We start from the raw sequence: 19084 nt of genomic DNA on the forward strand, positions 1-19084 counted from the left end.
TAAAGGATGAAAAAGCATACGAACGTGATCTTCAAACCTGTTTCTCTGGCACAAACGGCGTTGGCTTACACGTTATGCGCCACGCTTACGGTTCAACCGGTGTTTGCAAACGTGGTCTCCTCAAGTGCTGAAACACAAGTGACTCAGGCGGGCAACGGTGTCCCTGTCGTGAACATCGCCAAACCCTCTGACAACGGGCTGTCACATAATCAGTTCCAGCACTACAACGTCACGGAAAAGGGACTCATCCTCAACAACTCAACAAAGAAAATTGACCAGTCTCAGCTCGGCGGTTTATTGCAAAACAACCCCAACCTCGATGGTGAGGCCGCAAAGAAAATCCTTAACGAAGTCGTGGGCGCGAACGCAAGCCAACTCAATGGCTATACGGAAGTCTTTGGCCAGTCTGCTGATGTGATTGTGGCGAATCCTTACGGCATCAGCTGTAACGGTTGTGGATTTATCAACACCCCTAACGTCACCCTATCAACGGGTACACCGAACATCACCGGGGGCGACCTCACTGGGTTCAATATTGAACAAGGGAATGTCGCGATTATCGGCAAGGGATTGGATGCTACCAATCAAGATTACTTCTCTATTCTGTCGCGTACTGCCACCTTGCAGGGTGAAGTTAACGCCAAAAACCTTGCCATTGTCACCGGTAAAAATAAGGTCGAATACGGCACCAATCGCGTGATTGAAACCACAGATGATGACAATGACAAACCTGCTTTGGCGATTGATGCGTCAGCCTTGGGGGGAATGTATGCAGGTCGCATCTCTCTGGTGGCGACAGAAAAAGGGGTGGGTGTTAACCTCGCGGAGGTGGCAACAAATGCCGGAGACATAGTTATCAGCGCTGATGGAAAGATATCTCTTAGCCGAACCAGTAGTGCCGCCAATACCCAAATTACCAGTCAGAATGAGGTGATGCTTTCCGGTCAGCACCATGCCGCTGGCAACACCGCATTTACTGCAACGGGAGGTAAGGTGACCACCTCAGGAGCGTCAGTCTCCTCAGGTAATGACATCACTCTCATCGCAGACAGCGTCTCAGCTCAGGGCAGTCAATTTTTGGCAGGCATTCAAAGCGATGGCACCTTAGCATCAGCCGGATCAATAAAGGTTCAAGCGGGGAATTCGCAGCTTTCTTCCTCTACTGTACAAGCTGTCGAAAGGGTCACGATTGACGCCGATGTCCTCTCTACCGACTCGGAGTCTGACCTTGCCGCCAAGGAGGTCGCTGTAAGAGGGGCCCAAACCCTGAAGGGCGAAATCACTGCGACAGACTTCCTGATCCTTGAAGGAGATCAGGTGACGATCACCGCTACCGCCTCGCTCAAAGCCAATGCCCTCACCACCGAAATTCAAGATACCCTGACTGTGGATGGTGAAATTGAGGCCAATCAGGCGAATATTGTCAGCAAAGAGCTAAATATTGGCGACAGCGGTACCTTGTCGGCCAGTAATAACTTAACCGTCTCTGCATCACAGGCGTTGAACAATGAGGGCCGGATTCTGTCCGGTGCAGGATCCACTGTCGATACAGCGGTCCTGACACAGAACGGCGACCTTATTAGCCAAGGGGCGTTAGCCTTGACTGCTGAGCAGGCAAGTCTTACCGGACTTACCCAGTCTGGCGATAAAACCACACTTACATCAGAAAAGGTTTCTTTGGAGACGGGGAGCACATTGCTGGCGGGCGAACAGCTCACTGTCAACGCGACCACATTGGACAATCACGGGCAGATTGCCGGTGGCAAAAACGTCAACCTCACCACCACCGAGACACTCACCAATGCTGGTAAGGTAGAAAGCCAGACAAACGTTACACTAAACGTGACGACATTTTTGACTAACAACGGGGAGATAAAAGCGACCCAAGCTGTCGGGCTGACAGCTGATACGCTGAATGCAAACGGTCATGTCAGTGCCAGTGATATAACAGCAACTGCCAGCGAACTTACGCTCTCAAACAACGCGAACTGGCACAGCCAATCGAAAACCACCGTGAACGCCACGACAGCCAATCACCTTGGTCAGTTACGCTCTGATGGAAGTCTTGCTATCACAGCAGACAGTTTGACCAACGAATCAAACATTCATGCCAACGACAGTGCCATCATAACGACGCAAACCTATACCCAGACAAGCGACGGAGAGGTCAAAGCTGGAGAAGATTTACAGCTCACGGCTTCGGGTGATTTGGTCCTTGGCGGAAAGCTCAATGCCAATAAGGACATTATTCTCTCGGCAGGCACAAGTAGCGTGAATGGGGCGGTGGGTGCTGGCAGAGATGCCCGTTTAAACGCAGATACGGTTACCTTGAACGGTACCCTGTCAGCCACGGAAGATTTAACGGTCTCGACCGTCAATGGTAAGACGTTGACTGTCAATCAAAACGGTGTGCTTAGCGCAAATAGCACAACGATCAATTCCGGCACGCTCAACAATCAGGGGCGAATATTTGCCTCTTACGCGCTGACTGCCAATGTGAACAGTTTGAGTAACAACGGGGCACTGGTGTCTCTCGGGGATGCCACCCTTACCGCCAATGGCAACGTCGTCAATACAGGACTGATTTACACAAAAAAAGATCTCGATATCAACGCCAGTGGAAATGTCTCGAATACGGAAGCAGATATTATTGCGGATGGTGACATTACGATTTCCGGCCTGAATGGCGATACCAGCTTTGCCAACCGCTTCGATAATCTGTCGGGGTATGTGGAGGCAGGGAATGACCTATCAATTGCTGCTGGGACGATAAATAATGCAAGGAAAGTGCTTGTTATTAATCGAACCAGCGCCCCAATTTCACTGAGCCCACATAACAATGCTGATTCGTTTGAACTGCGCTCAGATTCGAATTCAGAACACGCGCCACGTATCTCTTCTGAAGATTGCTACTGCTCTGAAAACCATACTTTTTATTACGTTACAGCACATCCCAAAACAATCAATGTTGTTACCGAAGACCAAACAGTGACGATTGAGTCACTCACTGAGACCTCACAATTATTAGCAAACGGGAATTTACAGATTTTTGCTAATCACGTTATTAATGATGCGAGTTTAATTCATTCCAACAAGGGAGCGTCTATAGCGGCTAAAGTTGTTGATAACATTGGTTATCAAACAGGTCGATTTAAACAAGAATCTGAGTATCATTTTGATGGATTTACGACAAAATCGAGTAGCAGCCGTTTTGATTTCTACCGCTATTTTACTTTCAACAGGACGGCTCAGTCTACGGAGCGCACGAACACCCAAACCTTATACTCCACCATCAGCGCAGGTGGCAACCTGTCGATTTCAGGCAGCAAGAACTTAACCAACAGCGTAGAGAAAAGTAACGCCAACGCCTACAACGGAAAGAATACAGCCGTTGATAAGTCCGAAGGTGAGCGCTTTGGCGGCGGCTTTGGTGTGACCCCGTCATCGGGTGGTTCCGTCAATCTGCCTTCTGGCAAGATGGATAGTGTTAGCAGCAACCCGGTCGCATTCCCAGCTTTCACACTTCCGTCTAATCCCAATGGGTTGTTCTTTTACAGTGATGGCCCTGATAGCCAATACCTGATTGAGACCAATCCCGCGCTGACCAACCTCGACCAGTTCTATGGCTCGGATTACTTCTTTGATAACCTGGGCTTCTCGCTATCCGCCGACATCAAGGTGCTGGGTGATGCGTATTACGATACCCGTATTATCTCCCAGGCGATTTTCGAACAAACCGGCAAGCGATACCTGACCGCTGATGTCGGCGGCAACCTTGAGCAAATGAAACAACTGCTCGACAGCGCAGCCATGCAAACTGCCGCGTACAATTTAACCCCAGGTGTTGCGCTGACGGCCAATCAAATTAACCAGTTGACCCACAGCATGGTGTGGTATGAGCCGGTTGTGGTGAACGGGCGGGAAGTACTGGCGCCCAAGCTGTATCTCGCCAGTGTGAATGAATCCAGTTTGGCACAAATCGCTTCCGTGTCCGGTGCTACTGTTCGCGTTGAGGCGGGCGATATCAGCAACAGCGGCAGCATCAATGCAGCGTCTAACCTGACGTTGGTAAGTCATAACGAAATCGCCAATATTGCCGGAGAAATGGTTGGGGGTGGTGATACCACGCTGATAGCGAAAAACGATATCCGCAATATCAGTGGCTCGATCGCCGGTGATAACGTCAGCCTTACCAGCGAAAGCGGCGATATCATTAACCAGACCTTTGTGCAGCAGCAATCTGTGCAGAAAGACGGCACAGTGACCACAAATTCCCATGCCAGCGACATTGTCACTACCCAGACGGAAGTCGGTGATACGGCCAGCATTCAGGCGAGCGGTAACCTGACCCTGAATGCAGGAAAGTCCATTAATAACACCGCCGCTGAATTGAAAGCCGGCGAAAATGCCAGCTTGAACGCCGGAGAAAACATAGTGATTGCAGCCCGAGAGCTGCGCACTTATGACAGCTTTGATGGCGCTTATAGACAAAGCGCAGACCTTGAGACTTCAACACTTGCCAGCCATGTATCAGCAGGCGGCGATCTGACACTAAATGCCAATAATGACATTGACGTGCAGGCGTCCACCCTCGCTGCTGGCGACACACTGGCACTCGCCGCAGGTGATGACATTTCACTTGCAGCGACCCAAAACCGTGATGAAACCTCATCGTCCCGATATGGCAAGGTAGACATAGCGAAAGACTTAACCCATCAGGGCGCGGCCTTGAGTGGTAACAATGTCTCTTTAAACGCCGGCGGTAATATCACCTCCACAGCAAGTACTATCGCAGCAGACAACAATGCAGCTTTGAAAGCGGATGGCGACATCGCCCTGCTTGCGGCCAATGACAGTCAATACCGTTACTCTCGGGAGGAAACCAAAAAGTCTTTTGGCCGCAAGAAAGTAGAGACTAATGAATCCCTCAAAGAAACCGTGGTCGGTGCGGACATCAGTGCTGGAAACAACATCACCATTCAGGCTGGAGATGGCTTAACCACGAGTCTGGATGAAAGCGCGATATCTGTGGTGGGCTCGGCGCTGGACGCGCAAGGTGACGTGACCTTGGTGGCGGATGGTGATGTGACCATTCAGGCGCAGGAATACCGTGAGTTCTCCCGCCACGAAACCATCAAAAAAGGCTTTGGCGGTCTTTCCTCAAAGCAATCGGTCGATGCGACTTCCAAACAGGCGCTGGATGCATCAGAGCTGCTAAGTGCCCAGAACATCGTCGTGAAATCCGGCGAGGATTTGCAGGTATTGGCTAGCGATATCGTGGCAGACGGTGACGTCAATCTGCAAGCATTGGACGAAGTGCTGATTGCCGCAGGTGAAATGGTCACCCAGTCTGAGCAGTGGACCAAAGAGTCCAGCTTCTTCAGTGGCGGTGATTTATACAGCCAGTCTTTCGACCTTCAGGGTGAGGAGCACACTACGGCCGCACAAAGTCAGGTGCAGTCAGGTGGTAACCTCACGGTCAACGCGGGTAGCATCAAAGTCGTGGGCTCAGAGCTGGGTGCCGGTGAAAACGCTGCGCTGACGGCAGACACCGGCAATGTGGACATTTTGGCGGCCAAAGAAAGCCATACCACTTACGAAGAGCATGAGAAGATCTCTATCAGCGCCGGTGATGTGCTGACAGAGCTCATGGACACCAGCAACTACACCGATTCACTGGAAAGTGGGCAGGCCAAGTTCAAGCTGGCTGAAGCGACCTACGACAAAGTAGACACCCGTACCGACGAAACCACTCATCAGGGCTCAAGTCTGGTGGCGAACAGTGACGTGGCTATCGATGCAGCCTCTGATATCAACATTGAAGGCTCAACGCTAGTCGCAGATGCAGATGCCAATCAGAACGGTGACCTGACGCTGAAAGCAGGTGATAGTGTCCGTATTACCGACGTGACCAACTCCCGCCAAACGCAAACCGAAGAAACCCACGGCAAAGCTGAAGTGAGCGTGGTGGTGCAACATCAGGCGGTGGAAGTGGCAAAAGCTGCTCAAGCATTGCAAGAATCCACCAAAGCCTTGAAGCAGGCGAAAAATGACTATCGTCAGTACAAAAAACAGCTGGATACCCTAAACACGACCCTTTCCAAACTGGAGCAGGAGCTGGCGGCTAATCAGCCCGGCGTCACGCAGGCCGATATTATCGAACTGAAAGGCCTGATTGCGGATGTGAAAGGCGATGAGGAATGGTATGTCAGCGGCATTGCGCTTGCGACTGCCGACGTAGTTGCGAAAGGGTTAGCTGTTTATCAGCAAACGGCAGCTGCGGGGCAATCAGCCGCGACCTATGGTTTCAATGCCGGTATTCAGTTAGATATCGAAGGCAGTAAAACCCAGACCGAGTCCCGCCAGACCACGTCTCAGGCGTCGCAGTTGGCCGGTAACAACATTACTATTCAGGCTGGGAACGAGAAAGGCAATGAAGCCATCATCAAAGGCAGCCACCTCGCCGCGACGGACTCGCTCTCTATCGCTGCCAACGAAGTGAATCTGCTCGCTGCGCAGGAAACCAGCCAGTCAAGCAGCAACAATAAAACGGTATCAGGTTCCGTTCAAGCCACCGCCTATGGTGCGACATCCGGTATATCCGTCAGCCTTAACGGCAGTGAGAGCGAGAGTCAGTCGTCCTCTACCACCCACATTAACAGCATCCTGACGGCAGACAATATTGCTATCACCTCCACCGGTGATACCACCGTACGTGGTGCCAATGTGGATGCACAGAGCGAGCTTGCCCTGAATGTGGGCGGCGACCTCACCGTGGAATCAGTGCAGGACAGACACAGCAGCAACAATAAATCGCGGGGCGTCAGCGCGGGCATTAGCTTAGGTGGCGGCAAAGTAGACAGCAACGGCGTCGTCGATGTCGCGGGCAGTGAGGGTAACGTCACGGGTGCCAATGGCGGCTTGAATGCTGGCAGCGGCCGCACTTATCAGACTGACACTGTTCTTACCAGCCTCAACGCTGGCGAAACCGCCACCATCAAGGCTGATGGCCACACCCAAATCAATGGCGCGCTGATAGCGACCGTGGATGAAGACGGCAAAGACGCAGGAAACCTGACGTTAGAAACAGAGACTCTGGGCTTCAGTGACCTGAAAAACACCACCTACGCACAGAACAGCGCCATGGGCATCAGCACCGGTGTGGGGATAGGTAAAGAAACAGGTGTAGGCGGGAAAAAGACCGACAACACCGAGGTGGATTCCACCTACAACAGCTCCACCCTGCAATACCAAAACAGCAGTGATTACAGTGTCACCAAATCCCTTGCAACAGTGGGTAAAGGGAATGTCAGCGTGGGCGGCGACAGCAACAGTGACAGCCTGACGGCGCTGAACCGCGATGTGGAGAACACGAAGAAAGACCTGTTCTCCGTCGAGCGCAATGAAGGGAATGTGGATGTCACGGTTGACCATAGGTTGTTGACGGAGAAGGGGCGGAAACAGATTTTACTTGATCTTAAGCGCACGTCTTTGTTGGGAGAGACGTTGGCTGATGTCATCTCAGAAGATTCGGTAAAACTTGAGAATACGCTTGAGCACATCGACGTTGTCCAGAAGGAGCTGGATGTAGAACTGCTGCTTGCTGGTAGCAATGGCGGGGAAGCACTGGTCACACTCAACAACCTTGATACCGCAGAAGCGATTGATAAACAGTCTGCCCTCAGTGCTTATGCCGCAGCGTATGCCGAAACCTTTGGCATCTCTATTGAATCTGCCACCGTCATTGCTTACAGCAAGTTTGTGAAAGGTGTGCACATTTCGGGAAGCGAAGGCGCAACCATTGCTCTCAACGACGAAGCGTTAAACAACGCCCGAGATTACATGGAAACGCTGGGCCATGAAGTCACCCATGCCTTAATTGACCAAGGGGCTATTAAGCCCCGCGATTCCTATACCGCAGAAGAAGAGTACGCCTCACTCATTGGCGAATATGTAGCTGATAACTATGCCTTTGCGCTTGAGCATGGTGGGCTGGGTGAAATCCGTGAAGGGAATGTTAATGCGAATTTGGGGAACGCAACATCCACTCAAATAAAGGCCAACTGGGACACAATCAAAGATACGCCCATTTCTCAAATCGACTTTGAAACGGTAAGAGAAAGTGGCTACGAAAATTTAGCCCAATTGTTCTCCAACCATCCAAAAGGTAAAGACACGACGTTTCAAGAAGTCACTCAGTTGGCTGATGACATCGCATACATCATGACGTATGGAGACGGAGCCTTAGCCAACTCAGGAGCAGCACCTCATGAGAAAATGGATTATGTGATTGAGAAGCTGGAACAAAATGGCGCTGACCCATCTACCATCTCGGTACTCAAAGATTATCAATCGAAAGTGGGTGATTTAGTCGTTGGTCCAGACGAAGGACAGAGAGAAGCCCTTAACCGAGCTGTATCAACCTTGACGACCGTCGGCTTGATAGACCTTGTGAGAGATCCTTCTGACGACCCTCGTGTGAATCACCTGAAAGAGACATGGGACAATGCGTTTGCGATAGCCGGGGCGGGAGTTGGCGCTCTTGAAGCAAAAGCGATAGGGCAAGGTTTGGCTGAAGCCCTTCACGGTGTCGGGTATGCGGTTAAAAATCCGGAAGAATTTATTGCTCTCGCAAAGGCGACAGGCGCGGATATTGCGGCACTACCGAAGAAAGTTGTTGATAGTTTGTATGAGGGGTATCGAGATAGAGCTCAAACGACTTTTAGGAATGATAACCCAATTGATAATTTTGGTTATGTAGATGCTGAAATTGGTTTGTCTAAGCTTGATAGTGATTCTGCTATTTTAGTTGCACGGCAACAAGATCAGCTGCTGGAGAAAACTGAGTCTCCGTCGTTAAATACTGACGTTAAAAAGCTTCTTTCAGATCCAGCGTTTAAAGACAAATTGCTAGATGTTGATTGTGTCGACTGTGATGACATTGCTCGACAGTTGTATAAAGCTGGAGGGAAGCAGGGAAAAATTTTAGACCTCACTGTCCCAGGTAAGGACATACAAGTCACTGAGTTTGGAGAAGTGCAGGATTTTGTTGATCATCGGGTGTACTTTGATGGCATAAATATAATTGACCCAAGGTTTTCTGAAGAGCCAGTTCCATATGATGTGTATATGAGTGATTTGAAAAATTTAAATCCAGAGATAGTAGTAAAAGACATAACACCAAGGTAAAAGTTAACGTGAATTTAGTTATAGAAATAGAAAGCTCCATAAGAAACCTGAACAACAAAGAAGTTATCCCTTCTAGAGCTTATAGAAGGGATAGTCCTCACTATGAGCTAGTTTGTTATGTGAATCATATAATTGGGTGCTACCTATCAAGTAACTTGAAGCCAATTCCTACACTGATTAGCAGGATAGAAGCTTTCTTTGATGATGGAAAGGGGGGCCAATATCTCGAAGTCTATGAGAAAGAGATTAATACTTTTATCGTGCTAATTGAGCAATACCTTCAGTCAGAAATGAGTTAGTTGACTGGACAGGTCAAATGCTTACTGCAGGAACTAACAGGGACACACACTCTAAGCAACCAAAGACCCGTGTCCCATCAACGTGGTGAACACGATACTCAGTCGCAAGTGTTCGGAAATCTTACCTAAGTTCTCAGTCTGGGTGATGCTTTTTACGATTTACCTAGATTACAGACGACACAGTCTCATTTTAGGTTCGGTGCAAAGCCTCAACATTAAGCTTCACTTGAGCAGGGGTAATGTCAAAGCCTTTTGCAGTCTTACCAGACCAATTCACTCCGACCAATAGACCATCACGAGATAGGCCAGGAATCCACGTTTCACAGAAGACCTCCCATTCGATTGCAACAGGTTCAAAGCCATAATATGCCGGTACATTATTTACAATGGATAGCGCCCTAGACTGAGAAGACCAAAACGGCATTGCTCGCGAGCCTCCACTACCTCGCGGAGCAGGAAAGCCACCAGTATCTTCTATACTCCAAACGACACCTGAGGCTGCAACCTCACGGTAAAAAGCTGCTGCATGTACTGATGAAATACTCATGACACTCCTAATGCTTGAATAACGGGCGCTTATCAATCTGCCCAAAACTGCTTTGATCGCTTGTATTCACAAAACTTTGATAAGTGGCTAAGTAGCAGCCCCTGCCGATGGTCACTAATGTCTCAGTGACCCGATGAATCTAACATATATTGCTTAAATCGACGCTTGAACCCGATCGCATGGAGTCAACTGCGAAGGTTTTGTTCAAAGAAAGGAAGTGGGGAAGAGGGGATTGGCTGCGAGGGGCAGCCAAATATATTACATGCCTTTGAACAAGCTGTTGGGTAACTTCTCGTTTAGTCCGTTCGAGTTGTGTAGCTCAAAGTTCAGGTCTTTGAAGTGTCGGAAGTTGAACTTGAGCAGATTTGATTTTTGGTCCAAGTGAGCTGATTCGATGTCAGACCAAGGTATAAATAAATTTTTATGGCCAAATTTAAAAGGGAGTAACATTTTTGCGTATAACCCTTTTGGGCTTGTCGATATCCTCAACGTTCCCTTATGACGTATTCCGCCGATAACGCCGCTATGGGTCGTAAAACTCAAGTCTGGTTCTGATTTGGAAACCAAGTGATAGCTATCAGCAAGCTTACTCCAGCCACTTGTTCTTGAAAGGTAGTAGCAGGCAACGAACCAACCCACGACAAATACAGCAAAGAACCATTCTGAATTGACGAAAGCAAATAACAGTTGTTCGATGGATTCGACGTAACCTCCAAAGACATCAGGAATTTCATTGCCTGATGATTTATAGAACTGCAGAGCAATAAACGCGAAAACTGCAGCGCCCCACAACTTTCCCAGAATGCTTAAAATTAGCTTCATACATCCTCTTTTAGACCACATGGTGAAAATAGGCACTTCCTTACCTGCCTGGCTAGATAGCTTAAGCGACAGGAGAGCGTGGGCAAAGTGAGGAAAAAAGATAACGTGCGCTGGGCCGGAGGATAAGATAAAGAACCCATTCACGAAACGTTTTCTCAACACAGGAAATGGGGGAAGGGCTCTTAGAAGCATTTAGACAGGAGCGGGCTGATAGATTCGATTTGTGCATTTACGCTGAGCATTCAATTCTCTGTGACTCGGAGACATTCAAGTATGGTGACTCAGTGGGCTTGTATCAGTGTGCAGAGATGTTTAGACAGTCGCTTGAAAGCGGAAGACATAAAAACGAAAAAAGCCTGCTCGAAAGCAGGCTTTTTGAAGTGGTGGGCGATACCGGGCTCGAACCAGTGACCCCCTCCTTGTAAGGGAGGTGCTCTCCCAACTGAGCTAATCGCCCGAATAAACGCTTGGGATGCCCTCGAAAGGGTAGTGCGTTTATTGGAATTTGGTGGGTCTAGGCAGACTCGAACTGCCGACCCCTACCATGTCAAGGTAGTACTCTAACCAACTGAGCTATAGACCCAAATTCTGATTCCATCCTGGTTAGGGAAGGAGTTGGTGCGTCCGGGCAGACTCGAACTGCCGACCCCCGCCATGTCAAGGCGGTACTCTAACCAACTGAGCTACGGACGCAAAGTGTTTTCTTTCCAGAGAGAGCATGGTGCGTCTGGGCAGACTCGAACTGCCGACCCCTACCATGTCAAGGTAGTACTCTAACCAACTGAGCTACAGACGCATATCTTACTGATAATCAGCCTGCTTTCCCTGAAAGCGGGATGAATATTAGCGAGTAGGGACTTTGCACGCAAGCGTAAAACCTGACTTTTTTTCGGTTTGGCGTCTGTTTGGTGGTTTGCTGCACAACTTGGCTGGTTTACATGCGGTCGAGAAGGGGCAAAAGGAGTGTGGTCTGGGCCGCGATCTATGTAGGTACTTGCATAGTAAGAGGATGTGAATGTGTGAAAAATGCAAAATAATATGTTGCTAATTGCTTTAATTAAATCATTCCTTGTGTCTTTATGGGGTAAATAATAAAAATATAAACAAGCATGCTAAAAGCAATTAATAGAAGTAAGGATATATTTTTCTTTTAACGTTAGTTGAATTTATTTGATTAAATATTAGACAATTGATGTGTGGTTAATATTTATTCATATGTGTTATTCATGTTGAAACTTATTGATTGCTACGCAAAAAAAATGAAATTCAGGTTAGTTTTTATATAGCAAATAGGGTTTGGTTCTAAAGCAGGCTTTATAATTTACAGAATGATTATTCATATATTGTAAGTTTGTATTGTCTAATGTGGCACGTCTGAGGCGTTACCTTTTGTTTTATAGGGGCAATTCAATGTGCTGACACAGAACGACGAAATGTGGACTGGCCTGATTGGCCGTTTTTCATACAAATGATTGTAAAAGTAAAAGGACTCTTACCATGAGCAAAAATACACCATTTTTCAGCAACTTTATGGAAGCGCAAACTCTGACTACAGAAGAGACGAAGCAAGCGGCTGGCGGTCTTGATTTTGTTAAACCAGGTGATCTTCCAGGTGATTTTGACCCATCTAAAGAGCCAATTTACGTCACAATGAAACACCCATCAGATGATGATGAAGGCTTCGACGCGCCAGTATTCCTGCGCTAAAAGCGATTAAATAGTGGCTCGGAAGAGCCACTATTTTTATATGAATTACATTCATTTTCTCTAATGTTTATTTCTTTCGAAGAACAAACTTTCTGTTTGAACATCATATCGGTTTTGCGAGATGCACAATGAAAAAAAATAAAATTGTATTATGTGTCACGCATTCTGATGATTCTTATCCTGTTGACTGGGTAATTGAGCATTTAAATAGTCAAGGTGCGATTGGTCTAAGGATTAATTCTGATGCTTATCCTCTCGGGTTCAAAATGAGCGGATGTCTTGATATAGGAAATAATGAAGTACATATCGAAACCACAATCGGAGACATAGAAGCGAGCCGTGTGTCAGCAATATGGCATCGGAAGAACCGCCATTGTGATTTGAAGGACCATGTTGACGAAGCGTTATTAGAACAGTCTATCCGCGAATCAGAAACGATAAAGGTGGGGCTGCTTCATAGTCTCGATGCGTTTTGGCTGGATCATCCTGACATTCAATTCCGTGCGGAAAACAAATGGCGCCAATTGATGACGGCAAAGCGTGCGGGGTTATCAGTTCCTCCATCTCTGATTTCAAATGATCCTGAGAAGGTGACCCAATTCTATTTTGCCCAAAATCGTCAGGTGGTCGCCAAGATGCACACACCATTCAGTGTATCTATGGGACGGCCTGAAGCCTTTGTTTATACATCCAAAATCACTGAAGCGCATTTAAGCCAACTCGATGGCCTGAAGTACTCACCGATGATTTTTCAGGCTGAAGTGGTTAAAGACACAGAAATACGGGTGGCATATGTAGATGGCGATTGTTTTGCAGCCAGCATCGATGTGAGTGAACAGAGTAAAGCGCAATTGGATTGGAGAAAAGCTGACCCGATAAGGCAGTGGGAGGAAGTCAGCTTGCCCTGTGATGTAACAGAAAATATCTCCCGCTTTATGGGCAGCATGAACCTGAAGTTTGGTGCGATTGACTTCATTTTGGACACTGAAGGCAACTACCAGTTTTTGGAAGTCAACCCGGCAGGAGAATGGGGAATGTTGGAGAAAGACACAGGAATGCCGATTTCGGAAAGTATTGCTAAGTGCCTGTTGAGACATAGTGCGTGAACTGAGGTTTAAGGAAGTAGTGTGAAAAAGAATAAAGTCGTTATCGTTACACATTCAAACGATAATCCATCTATTGATGTTGTCTCCGAATACCTCAAAGAAAGGGGTATACAAGCCGTTCGGCTTAATTCCGACTTATTCCCGACCCAGGTAACGATAGAAAACCACCAAACCAACGAAGGCTCCAATAATCGTCTGATTACCGAAGCGGGTATTGCAGTAGAAAGCGGCGAAGTACTCGCGCTGTGGTATCGCCGTTTTCAGCCAGCCAAAGGATTACCCAAGGACATGGAAGCGTCATTTAAAGGACCTTCCGCTGAGGAGAGTAAACGGACTTTGCTCGGCTACATGGACAGCCTTGATTGTTTCAAGCTGGATGACTACTGGTCTATTCGCCACGCTTCAAACAAAGAATTTCAGTTGATGTTGGCACGTAAAGTCGGTCTCGATCTTCCCAACACGCTGACAACCAACTCCCCAAAAGCGGTGCGCGAGTTTTATCACGCTAACCAAGGGAACATTATCACCAAGATGCAGACGTCTTTTTCTGTTTGGGAAGACGGGCAAGAACAAGTGGTGTTTACCAACAAGGTTGAAGAGCCACACCTGGAGCAGTTAGAGAGTCTCAATCTTTGCCCTATGGTGTTTCAGGCGCACATTGAGAAAGAAGTCGAACTTCGTGCCACCGTCGTTGGTAATAAGGTCTTTTGTGCGGCGATCAATCCCAATGAAGTCTCAGGCATGGAGTTGGATTGGCGTAAACGAGGTCAGCATACCCTGGATAAGTGGATGCCTTATGAGTTGCCGCAAGAGATCAGTGACAAGCTGGTTCAATTAACTGTGGCTCTCGGTCTTAACTACGGGGCGGCGGACATCATTGTGACACCAAAAGGTGAGTACAAATTCCTGGAAATTAACCCTTGTGGTGAATTTTATTGGATGGATGCTTTCCAGCAACTGGGTATCTGCGAAGCGATTGCCGAAAACCTGCTTGCTGGCGGTCGCAGTAAGGTCTGATTGTTTGAGCCAGTTATATCGCCAAGCCGTCTTAAATGCCCGAAAGCAGCGCCTTCAGGGTGAGGTGTTGCTGCTGCAACCCATGCCTTTGACCCTCACTATTTTCCTCTTGGTTGGTGCCACGACCCTGATTGCACTCTTTCTTGCTTTTGCTGAGTACAGCCGTAAAGAGACGGTTCAGGGATATCTCGTCCCTGACCTAGGTGTTATCCAGTCTGTTTCCCTGAATGAAGGCATCATCGAGCGTGTCCATGTGACGGATGGCGAGCAGGTAATAAATGGAGAGCCATTGGTGACCATTCGCTCGAAAAGCGAGCTTGAAAATGGTGTCGATGTCAACGCGAGCACGTTAGAAGAACTTCAAACCCAGATTGCTACGATCTCTCAGGAAATAACCCACCAACAGGCGCTTCATGAAAAAGTCATGCATAAACAACGGCAGTGGCTTTCAGATTTGAATGCAGAACTTACGGCTATCGAAGGGCGAAAAAATCTGATAGAGCGAAAGATGATATTGGCGAAAGAGGAACATTCGTTGCACCAACGTCTGTTCGATGACGGCCATATCTCTGCACAATCGATGCGAGTTGAGTTGAGCGAGTTACTTGACCTTCAAACTCAGCAGCAGCGGATTTTGGCTGAGGAACTTGCCCTAAGGAAAAACCGCAATACTGCTATTTCAGATCTCGCAATGTTGCCGGAAGAGTATCAATTGAATTTGCTTGAGCGCCAGAAAGAGCAGTCCTCACTCAGGCAACGCTACAGTATCGCGCTGGCTAACCATCGTCATGTGCTGACGGCGAACCAGGATGGTTATGTCTCCGGCATTTTTGCCACTAATGGTGAAGCTGTCAGGGAGGGAGATCGGTTAATTAGCATCATCCCGGAAGAGGCGACCTTGGTGGCAGAACTCATGCTACCAACGCGTTCGGCGGGATTTGTTCAAACGGGAGACTTGGTAAAGATCCGTCTCGATGCATTTCCTTATCAGCGTTTTGGTTACGTAGAAGGCACAGTGTCTTTGATTGATAGCGTACTGATTCAACAAGAGAATGCTGTTTTTCCGATTTCGGAACCTTCTTATCGGATTCGGGTGACCCTGAAACAAGCTGTGATAGAGCAGGGCGGTCATGAATACCCTCTAAAAAATGGCCTCAGGCTGGAAGCTGATATCGTGTTGGAAAGCCGCAGTATTTTGGGTTGGATTCTTGAGCCACTCTACGGCTTATTAGGGAAAATTTAGTATGCAAGTCGTCGATCAGGATCCTCATATCACTTCATTGATCGAGTACTCCGGTAAGAAGTCGGTCAAGCCTATCTTGCAAACTGAAGCAGCAGAGTGCGGCCTTGCCTGTCTTGCTATGGTCTCAAGCTATCATGGTCACAAGCTGGATATGCCTTCAGTGCGGAAACGTTTTTCTGCTGGCCTAAGTGGGATGACCGTTCATCATCTTATTCAGGCTGCCGACAAACTGAGTCTTGTGGCCCGAGCCATCAAGTGTCCGCTTGAAAGTGTGGGAAAGCTGAGCTTGCCCTGTATTCTTCACTGGGATTTAAACCACTTTGTGGTGTTAACCGGAGTGAAGAAAAACCAAGTCTTCATCAATGATCCTGCAACAGGGCCGAAGGTGCTATCTGTTTCGTCATTTAGCGAGAAGTACACAGGTATTGCTGTAGAGCTTATGCCGACATCCGACTTCAAGAAAGCCGATGAACGGCAGAAGATGTCTTTAACGCAACTGTGGACAAAGATTTCAGGCTTTACCGGTGCGCTAACTAGCCTGATCGTGTTGTCTATTCTGCTTCAAATCTTTGTGTTGGCGAATCCCTATTATATCCAGCTTGTGCTCGATGAGGTCATCGTTCGCTACGATGATGTTTTGCTTATTGTGCTCGCTTTGGGTTTCAGTTTGTTGCTTCTGTTCAGCACAGTCACGACCGCGATTCGGAGCTGGCTGATCTTGCGATTATCGAGTCAACTGAACCTGCAGATGGGAGCGAATCTGCTTCGCCATTTACTTCGTTTACCGATGAGTTTTTTCGAAACGCGCCATGTGGGTGATATCGTTTCCCGCTTTGGTTCTCTTGCTGATATTCGCGAGAGAATGACGACAGGGCTGGTCGAAACTGTTGTTGATGGCGTGATGTCGACGACGGTTTTGATTGTGATGCTGATTTACAGCCCCACATTGACAGCGGTTGTCATGGCGGTTGTGCTCTTGTATCTGGCTTTGCGTTTGGTGATGTTCAGAAGGCTGAAACAGGTCACTGAAGCCTCTATCGAAGCCAAAGCCAAAGAGCAAAGTCAGTTTCTTGAAACCGTTCGGGGAATGCAAACTGTTAGGCTTTTTAACGCAGAATCCACGCGTCAGAGTCACTGGCAGAATCTGTATGGGTCAGTGATCAATTCGGATATCCGTCTTGGTAGACTGAATATTGGTTTTGAGGCGGCGAGGCAGTTCCTTTTCGGATTGGAACATATCATCGTGATCTATCTGGCGGCGACGGGCGTGATGAGCGGTTCTCTGACTGTGGGTATGGTATTCGCGTTTTTGGCATATAAAGCGCAGTTAACCACCCGGTTTACGGCCTTAATCGAGCAATTGATTTTGTTTAAGATGATGCGCTTACACCTTGACCGTATTGCTGATATCGCTATGCACGAACAGGAAGCGCACAGAGACAATGGTCGGGAAATCGAACGGTTGGGCGGGGAAATTGAGTTGGTGAATGTTTCCTTCCGCTATTCTGAACAGTCAGATTATCTCTTCAAAAATATTAACCTACGCATAGCACCTGGCGAGTGTGTGGCTATTGTCGGTCCTTCGGGTTGCGGTAAGTCGACCTTGATAAAAATCATGCTAGGTCTGCTGCAGCCTACATCCGGGCAGGTACGAGTGGGTGGTGAGGATATCAGGGACATTGGTTTGGTGAACTACCGGAAATTGATTGCTTCTGTGATGCAGGACGATGTTCTCCTTAGTGGAAGCGTTGAAGATAATATTGCTTTCTTTTCACCTGAACCCAATCAAGAATTGATTTATCAGTGCGCTTATTTTGCTGATATTCATCAGGACATTACCCGCCTACCCATGGGTTATCAAAGCTTAATTGCTGACATGGGATCCAACCTTTCTGGTGGGCAGATGCAGCGCCTTTTGTTGGCTCGGGCTTTGTATAGACAACCCGCCATTCTTTACCTCGACGAGGCGACCAGTAGTTTGGATGTTGAGCGAGAGCGAAACGTAACACGGAATATTACTTCATTGCCTCTCACCAGAGTCATGATTGCCCACCGTCCAGAGACGATTCAAAGTGCTGATAGAGTCATTGATATGGCAGCACTATAGCTGCACATTGCAGCGTTGAAATAGCTGTTGCCAGTATCCTACATGATCTTTTACTGCCTTTTGGAAACTCTGATAGTGGCTGCCGGCAAAATAGGCGTCGTTGTAGCTCAAGAAAACGTCATTTTCTGGCAATTGCCTGTGGAGGGTTTCCAGCGCAGGCTGGGCATCAAGATAAAGCCCGTTAATTTTCGATAGGTATGGTTGCACTTCACCGATGAAAAACTTATCGAATACGTTTCTGAGGTAGTTGAGGCGGGTTGGGTCCCGGTTTGCGCCGCAGATCACCAAGAGGTCATCGCGATAAAGCTGTTTGGTGATGGTGTTAAGCCAGCGGGTGCTTTCATCCATGGAATGAAAAACAGAGCCAAGATAACGCTGCTTCTCAATAGGCTCCTGTAACGAAACAATGTCGGTGCCCCTCTCGTAAAGATTAGCGTATGCGTTGATGGCCAGAAGCGCTTCACTATGAGGGAAGGGTTTATCAGGCGCAATCAGGCTAACACTTGCAGGTGTGAGTTGCTGACGCCACGCGTCACTGCTGACCAGCGTGTTCCAGTACACCGTACTGAGTTGCTGTTGCTTCTGTTTCTGTGCGTTGAGTAATTGTTCGCGAAGGGCATCGCTTTCGACGTCTGCTAGACAAAGTTCAAGTGTGTTTAATAGCGATACTTCGTAGTTAAGTTGCCTGAAGGCGTCCTGAACCTTGCCGAGAATGGAGTTTCTGTCAGCGATTAGCTGAAACAGACCGCATTCTCTTAGTTCGTAAGCATCAAGTAAGCCCATACGCACGTCACCAACGGGCAGCTTTAAGTCCCGCTTCCTGGGAAGTTCGATATAGTCGCTTTCCTCTAATGGCAGAGGTTCAGTGTTGACGACATTCGCGAGGCGGGTTTGATAGTTTTCAAATTGCGCACGTGCCTTGTCTGGTTCCAGACAGCCTGAAAGCAGGAACAGAGCAATAATGATGACGGCAATTCGATTAACCATTTTCTAGCATTTTCAAGAAATCATAGTCATGGTACGAAGTATAAAAGAAGCGGGATCCAA

Annotated in this window: 9 protein-coding genes and 4 tRNA genes; 6 read left to right on the forward strand and 7 right to left on the reverse strand. The window is 48.0% G+C overall.

What is annotated here, in order from left to right:
• Positions 1-6 precede the first annotated feature (6 nt).
• A complete protein-coding gene (locus K6Q96_RS08095; protein ID WP_251879373.1) occupies positions 7-9189 on the forward strand; it encodes a two-partner secretion domain-containing protein in 9183 nt (3060 codons plus the stop codon).
• A 489-nt stretch (positions 9190-9678) separates the two neighbouring features.
• On the opposite strand, the gene K6Q96_RS08100 is transcribed toward K6Q96_RS08095, so the two are convergent.
• The 6 genes from K6Q96_RS08100 to K6Q96_RS08125 all read right to left on the reverse strand — a co-directional run bounded on the left by K6Q96_RS08100 (position 9679) and on the right by K6Q96_RS08125 (position 11653).
• Entirely contained in the window at positions 9679-10035 is a 357-nt protein-coding gene (locus K6Q96_RS08100) for a DUF2750 domain-containing protein (protein ID WP_251879375.1), read from the reverse strand.
• A gap of 258 nt (positions 10036-10293) precedes the next feature.
• Complete coding sequence (locus K6Q96_RS08105; RefSeq protein ID WP_251879377.1) at positions 10294-10857, reverse strand: hypothetical protein; 564 nt, start codon at positions 10855-10857, stop codon at positions 10294-10296.
• A gap of 381 nt (positions 10858-11238) precedes the next feature.
• Positions 11239-11314 (reverse strand) — tRNA-Val (locus tag K6Q96_RS08110).
• 49 nt (positions 11315-11363) lie between these two features.
• Positions 11364-11440 (reverse strand) — tRNA-Val (locus tag K6Q96_RS08115).
• 33 nt (positions 11441-11473) lie between these two features.
• Positions 11474-11550 (reverse strand) — tRNA-Val (locus K6Q96_RS08120).
• 26 nt (positions 11551-11576) lie between these two features.
• Positions 11577-11653: transfer RNA gene (locus K6Q96_RS08125), tRNA-Val, on the reverse strand.
• Between the two features lie 701 nt (positions 11654-12354).
• Between K6Q96_RS08125 and K6Q96_RS08130 the strand changes: the two genes are divergently transcribed.
• The 5 genes from K6Q96_RS08130 to K6Q96_RS08150 all read left to right on the forward strand — a co-directional run bounded on the left by K6Q96_RS08130 (position 12355) and on the right by K6Q96_RS08150 (position 18037).
• Entirely contained in the window at positions 12355-12564 is a 210-nt protein-coding gene (locus tag K6Q96_RS08130) for a microviridin/marinostatin family tricyclic proteinase inhibitor (RefSeq protein ID WP_251879379.1), read from the forward strand.
• A gap of 128 nt (positions 12565-12692) precedes the next feature.
• The gene (locus K6Q96_RS08135) at positions 12693-13670 is read left to right on the forward strand and encodes an MvdC/MvdD family ATP grasp protein (RefSeq protein ID WP_251879381.1); all 978 of its coding nucleotides are present in this window, start codon (positions 12693-12695) and stop codon (positions 13668-13670) included.
• Between the two features lie 21 nt (positions 13671-13691).
• The gene (locus K6Q96_RS08140) at positions 13692-14687 is read left to right on the forward strand and encodes an MvdC/MvdD family ATP grasp protein (RefSeq protein WP_251879383.1); all 996 of its coding nucleotides are present in this window, start codon (positions 13692-13694) and stop codon (positions 14685-14687) included.
• 4 nt (positions 14688-14691) lie between these two features.
• Positions 14692-15930, forward strand: a complete 1239-nt coding sequence (locus tag K6Q96_RS08145) for a beta-barrel domain-containing protein (protein WP_251879385.1) — start codon at positions 14692-14694, stop codon at positions 15928-15930.
• 1 nt (position 15931) lies between these two features.
• Positions 15932-18037, forward strand: coding sequence for a peptidase domain-containing ABC transporter (locus K6Q96_RS08150; RefSeq protein ID WP_251879387.1), 2106 nt, complete (start codon positions 15932-15934; stop codon positions 18035-18037).
• Here K6Q96_RS08150 and K6Q96_RS08155 read toward each other — a convergent pair.
• The gene (locus K6Q96_RS08155) at positions 18032-19024 is read right to left on the reverse strand and encodes a DUF3080 family protein (protein ID WP_251879389.1); all 993 of its coding nucleotides are present in this window, start codon (positions 19022-19024) and stop codon (positions 18032-18034) included. The two genes, K6Q96_RS08150 and K6Q96_RS08155, sit on opposite strands and share 6 nt — an antisense overlap.
• Between the last annotated feature and the right edge of the window lie 60 nt (positions 19025-19084).

The organism is Grimontia kaedaensis (genome assembly GCF_023746615.1).
In the GTDB taxonomy this organism is placed as follows: Bacteria; Pseudomonadota; Gammaproteobacteria; order Enterobacterales; family Vibrionaceae; genus Enterovibrio; species Enterovibrio kaedaensis.

What these genes read in the sequence shown, in the direction of transcription:
- K6Q96_RS08150 (WP_251879387.1), top strand. Translation starts at nt 15,932, where the DNA reads ATGCAAGTCGTCGATCAGGATCCTCATATCACTTCATTGATCGAGTAC.
- K6Q96_RS08155 (WP_251879389.1), bottom strand. Translation starts at nt 19,024, where the DNA reads ATGGTTAATCGAATTGCCGTCATCATTATTGCTCTGTTCCTGCTTTCA.
- K6Q96_RS08095 (WP_251879373.1), top strand. Translation starts at nt 7, where the DNA reads ATGAAAAAGCATACGAACGTGATCTTCAAACCTGTTTCTCTGGCACAA.
- K6Q96_RS08130 (WP_251879379.1), top strand. Translation starts at nt 12,355, where the DNA reads ATGAGCAAAAATACACCATTTTTCAGCAACTTTATGGAAGCGCAAACT.
- K6Q96_RS08135 (WP_251879381.1), top strand. Translation starts at nt 12,693, where the DNA reads ATGAAAAAAAATAAAATTGTATTATGTGTCACGCATTCTGATGATTCT.
- K6Q96_RS08105 (WP_251879377.1), bottom strand. Translation starts at nt 10,857, where the DNA reads ATGAAGCTAATTTTAAGCATTCTGGGAAAGTTGTGGGGCGCTGCAGTT.
- K6Q96_RS08100 (WP_251879375.1), bottom strand. Translation starts at nt 10,035, where the DNA reads ATGAGTATTTCATCAGTACATGCAGCAGCTTTTTACCGTGAGGTTGCA.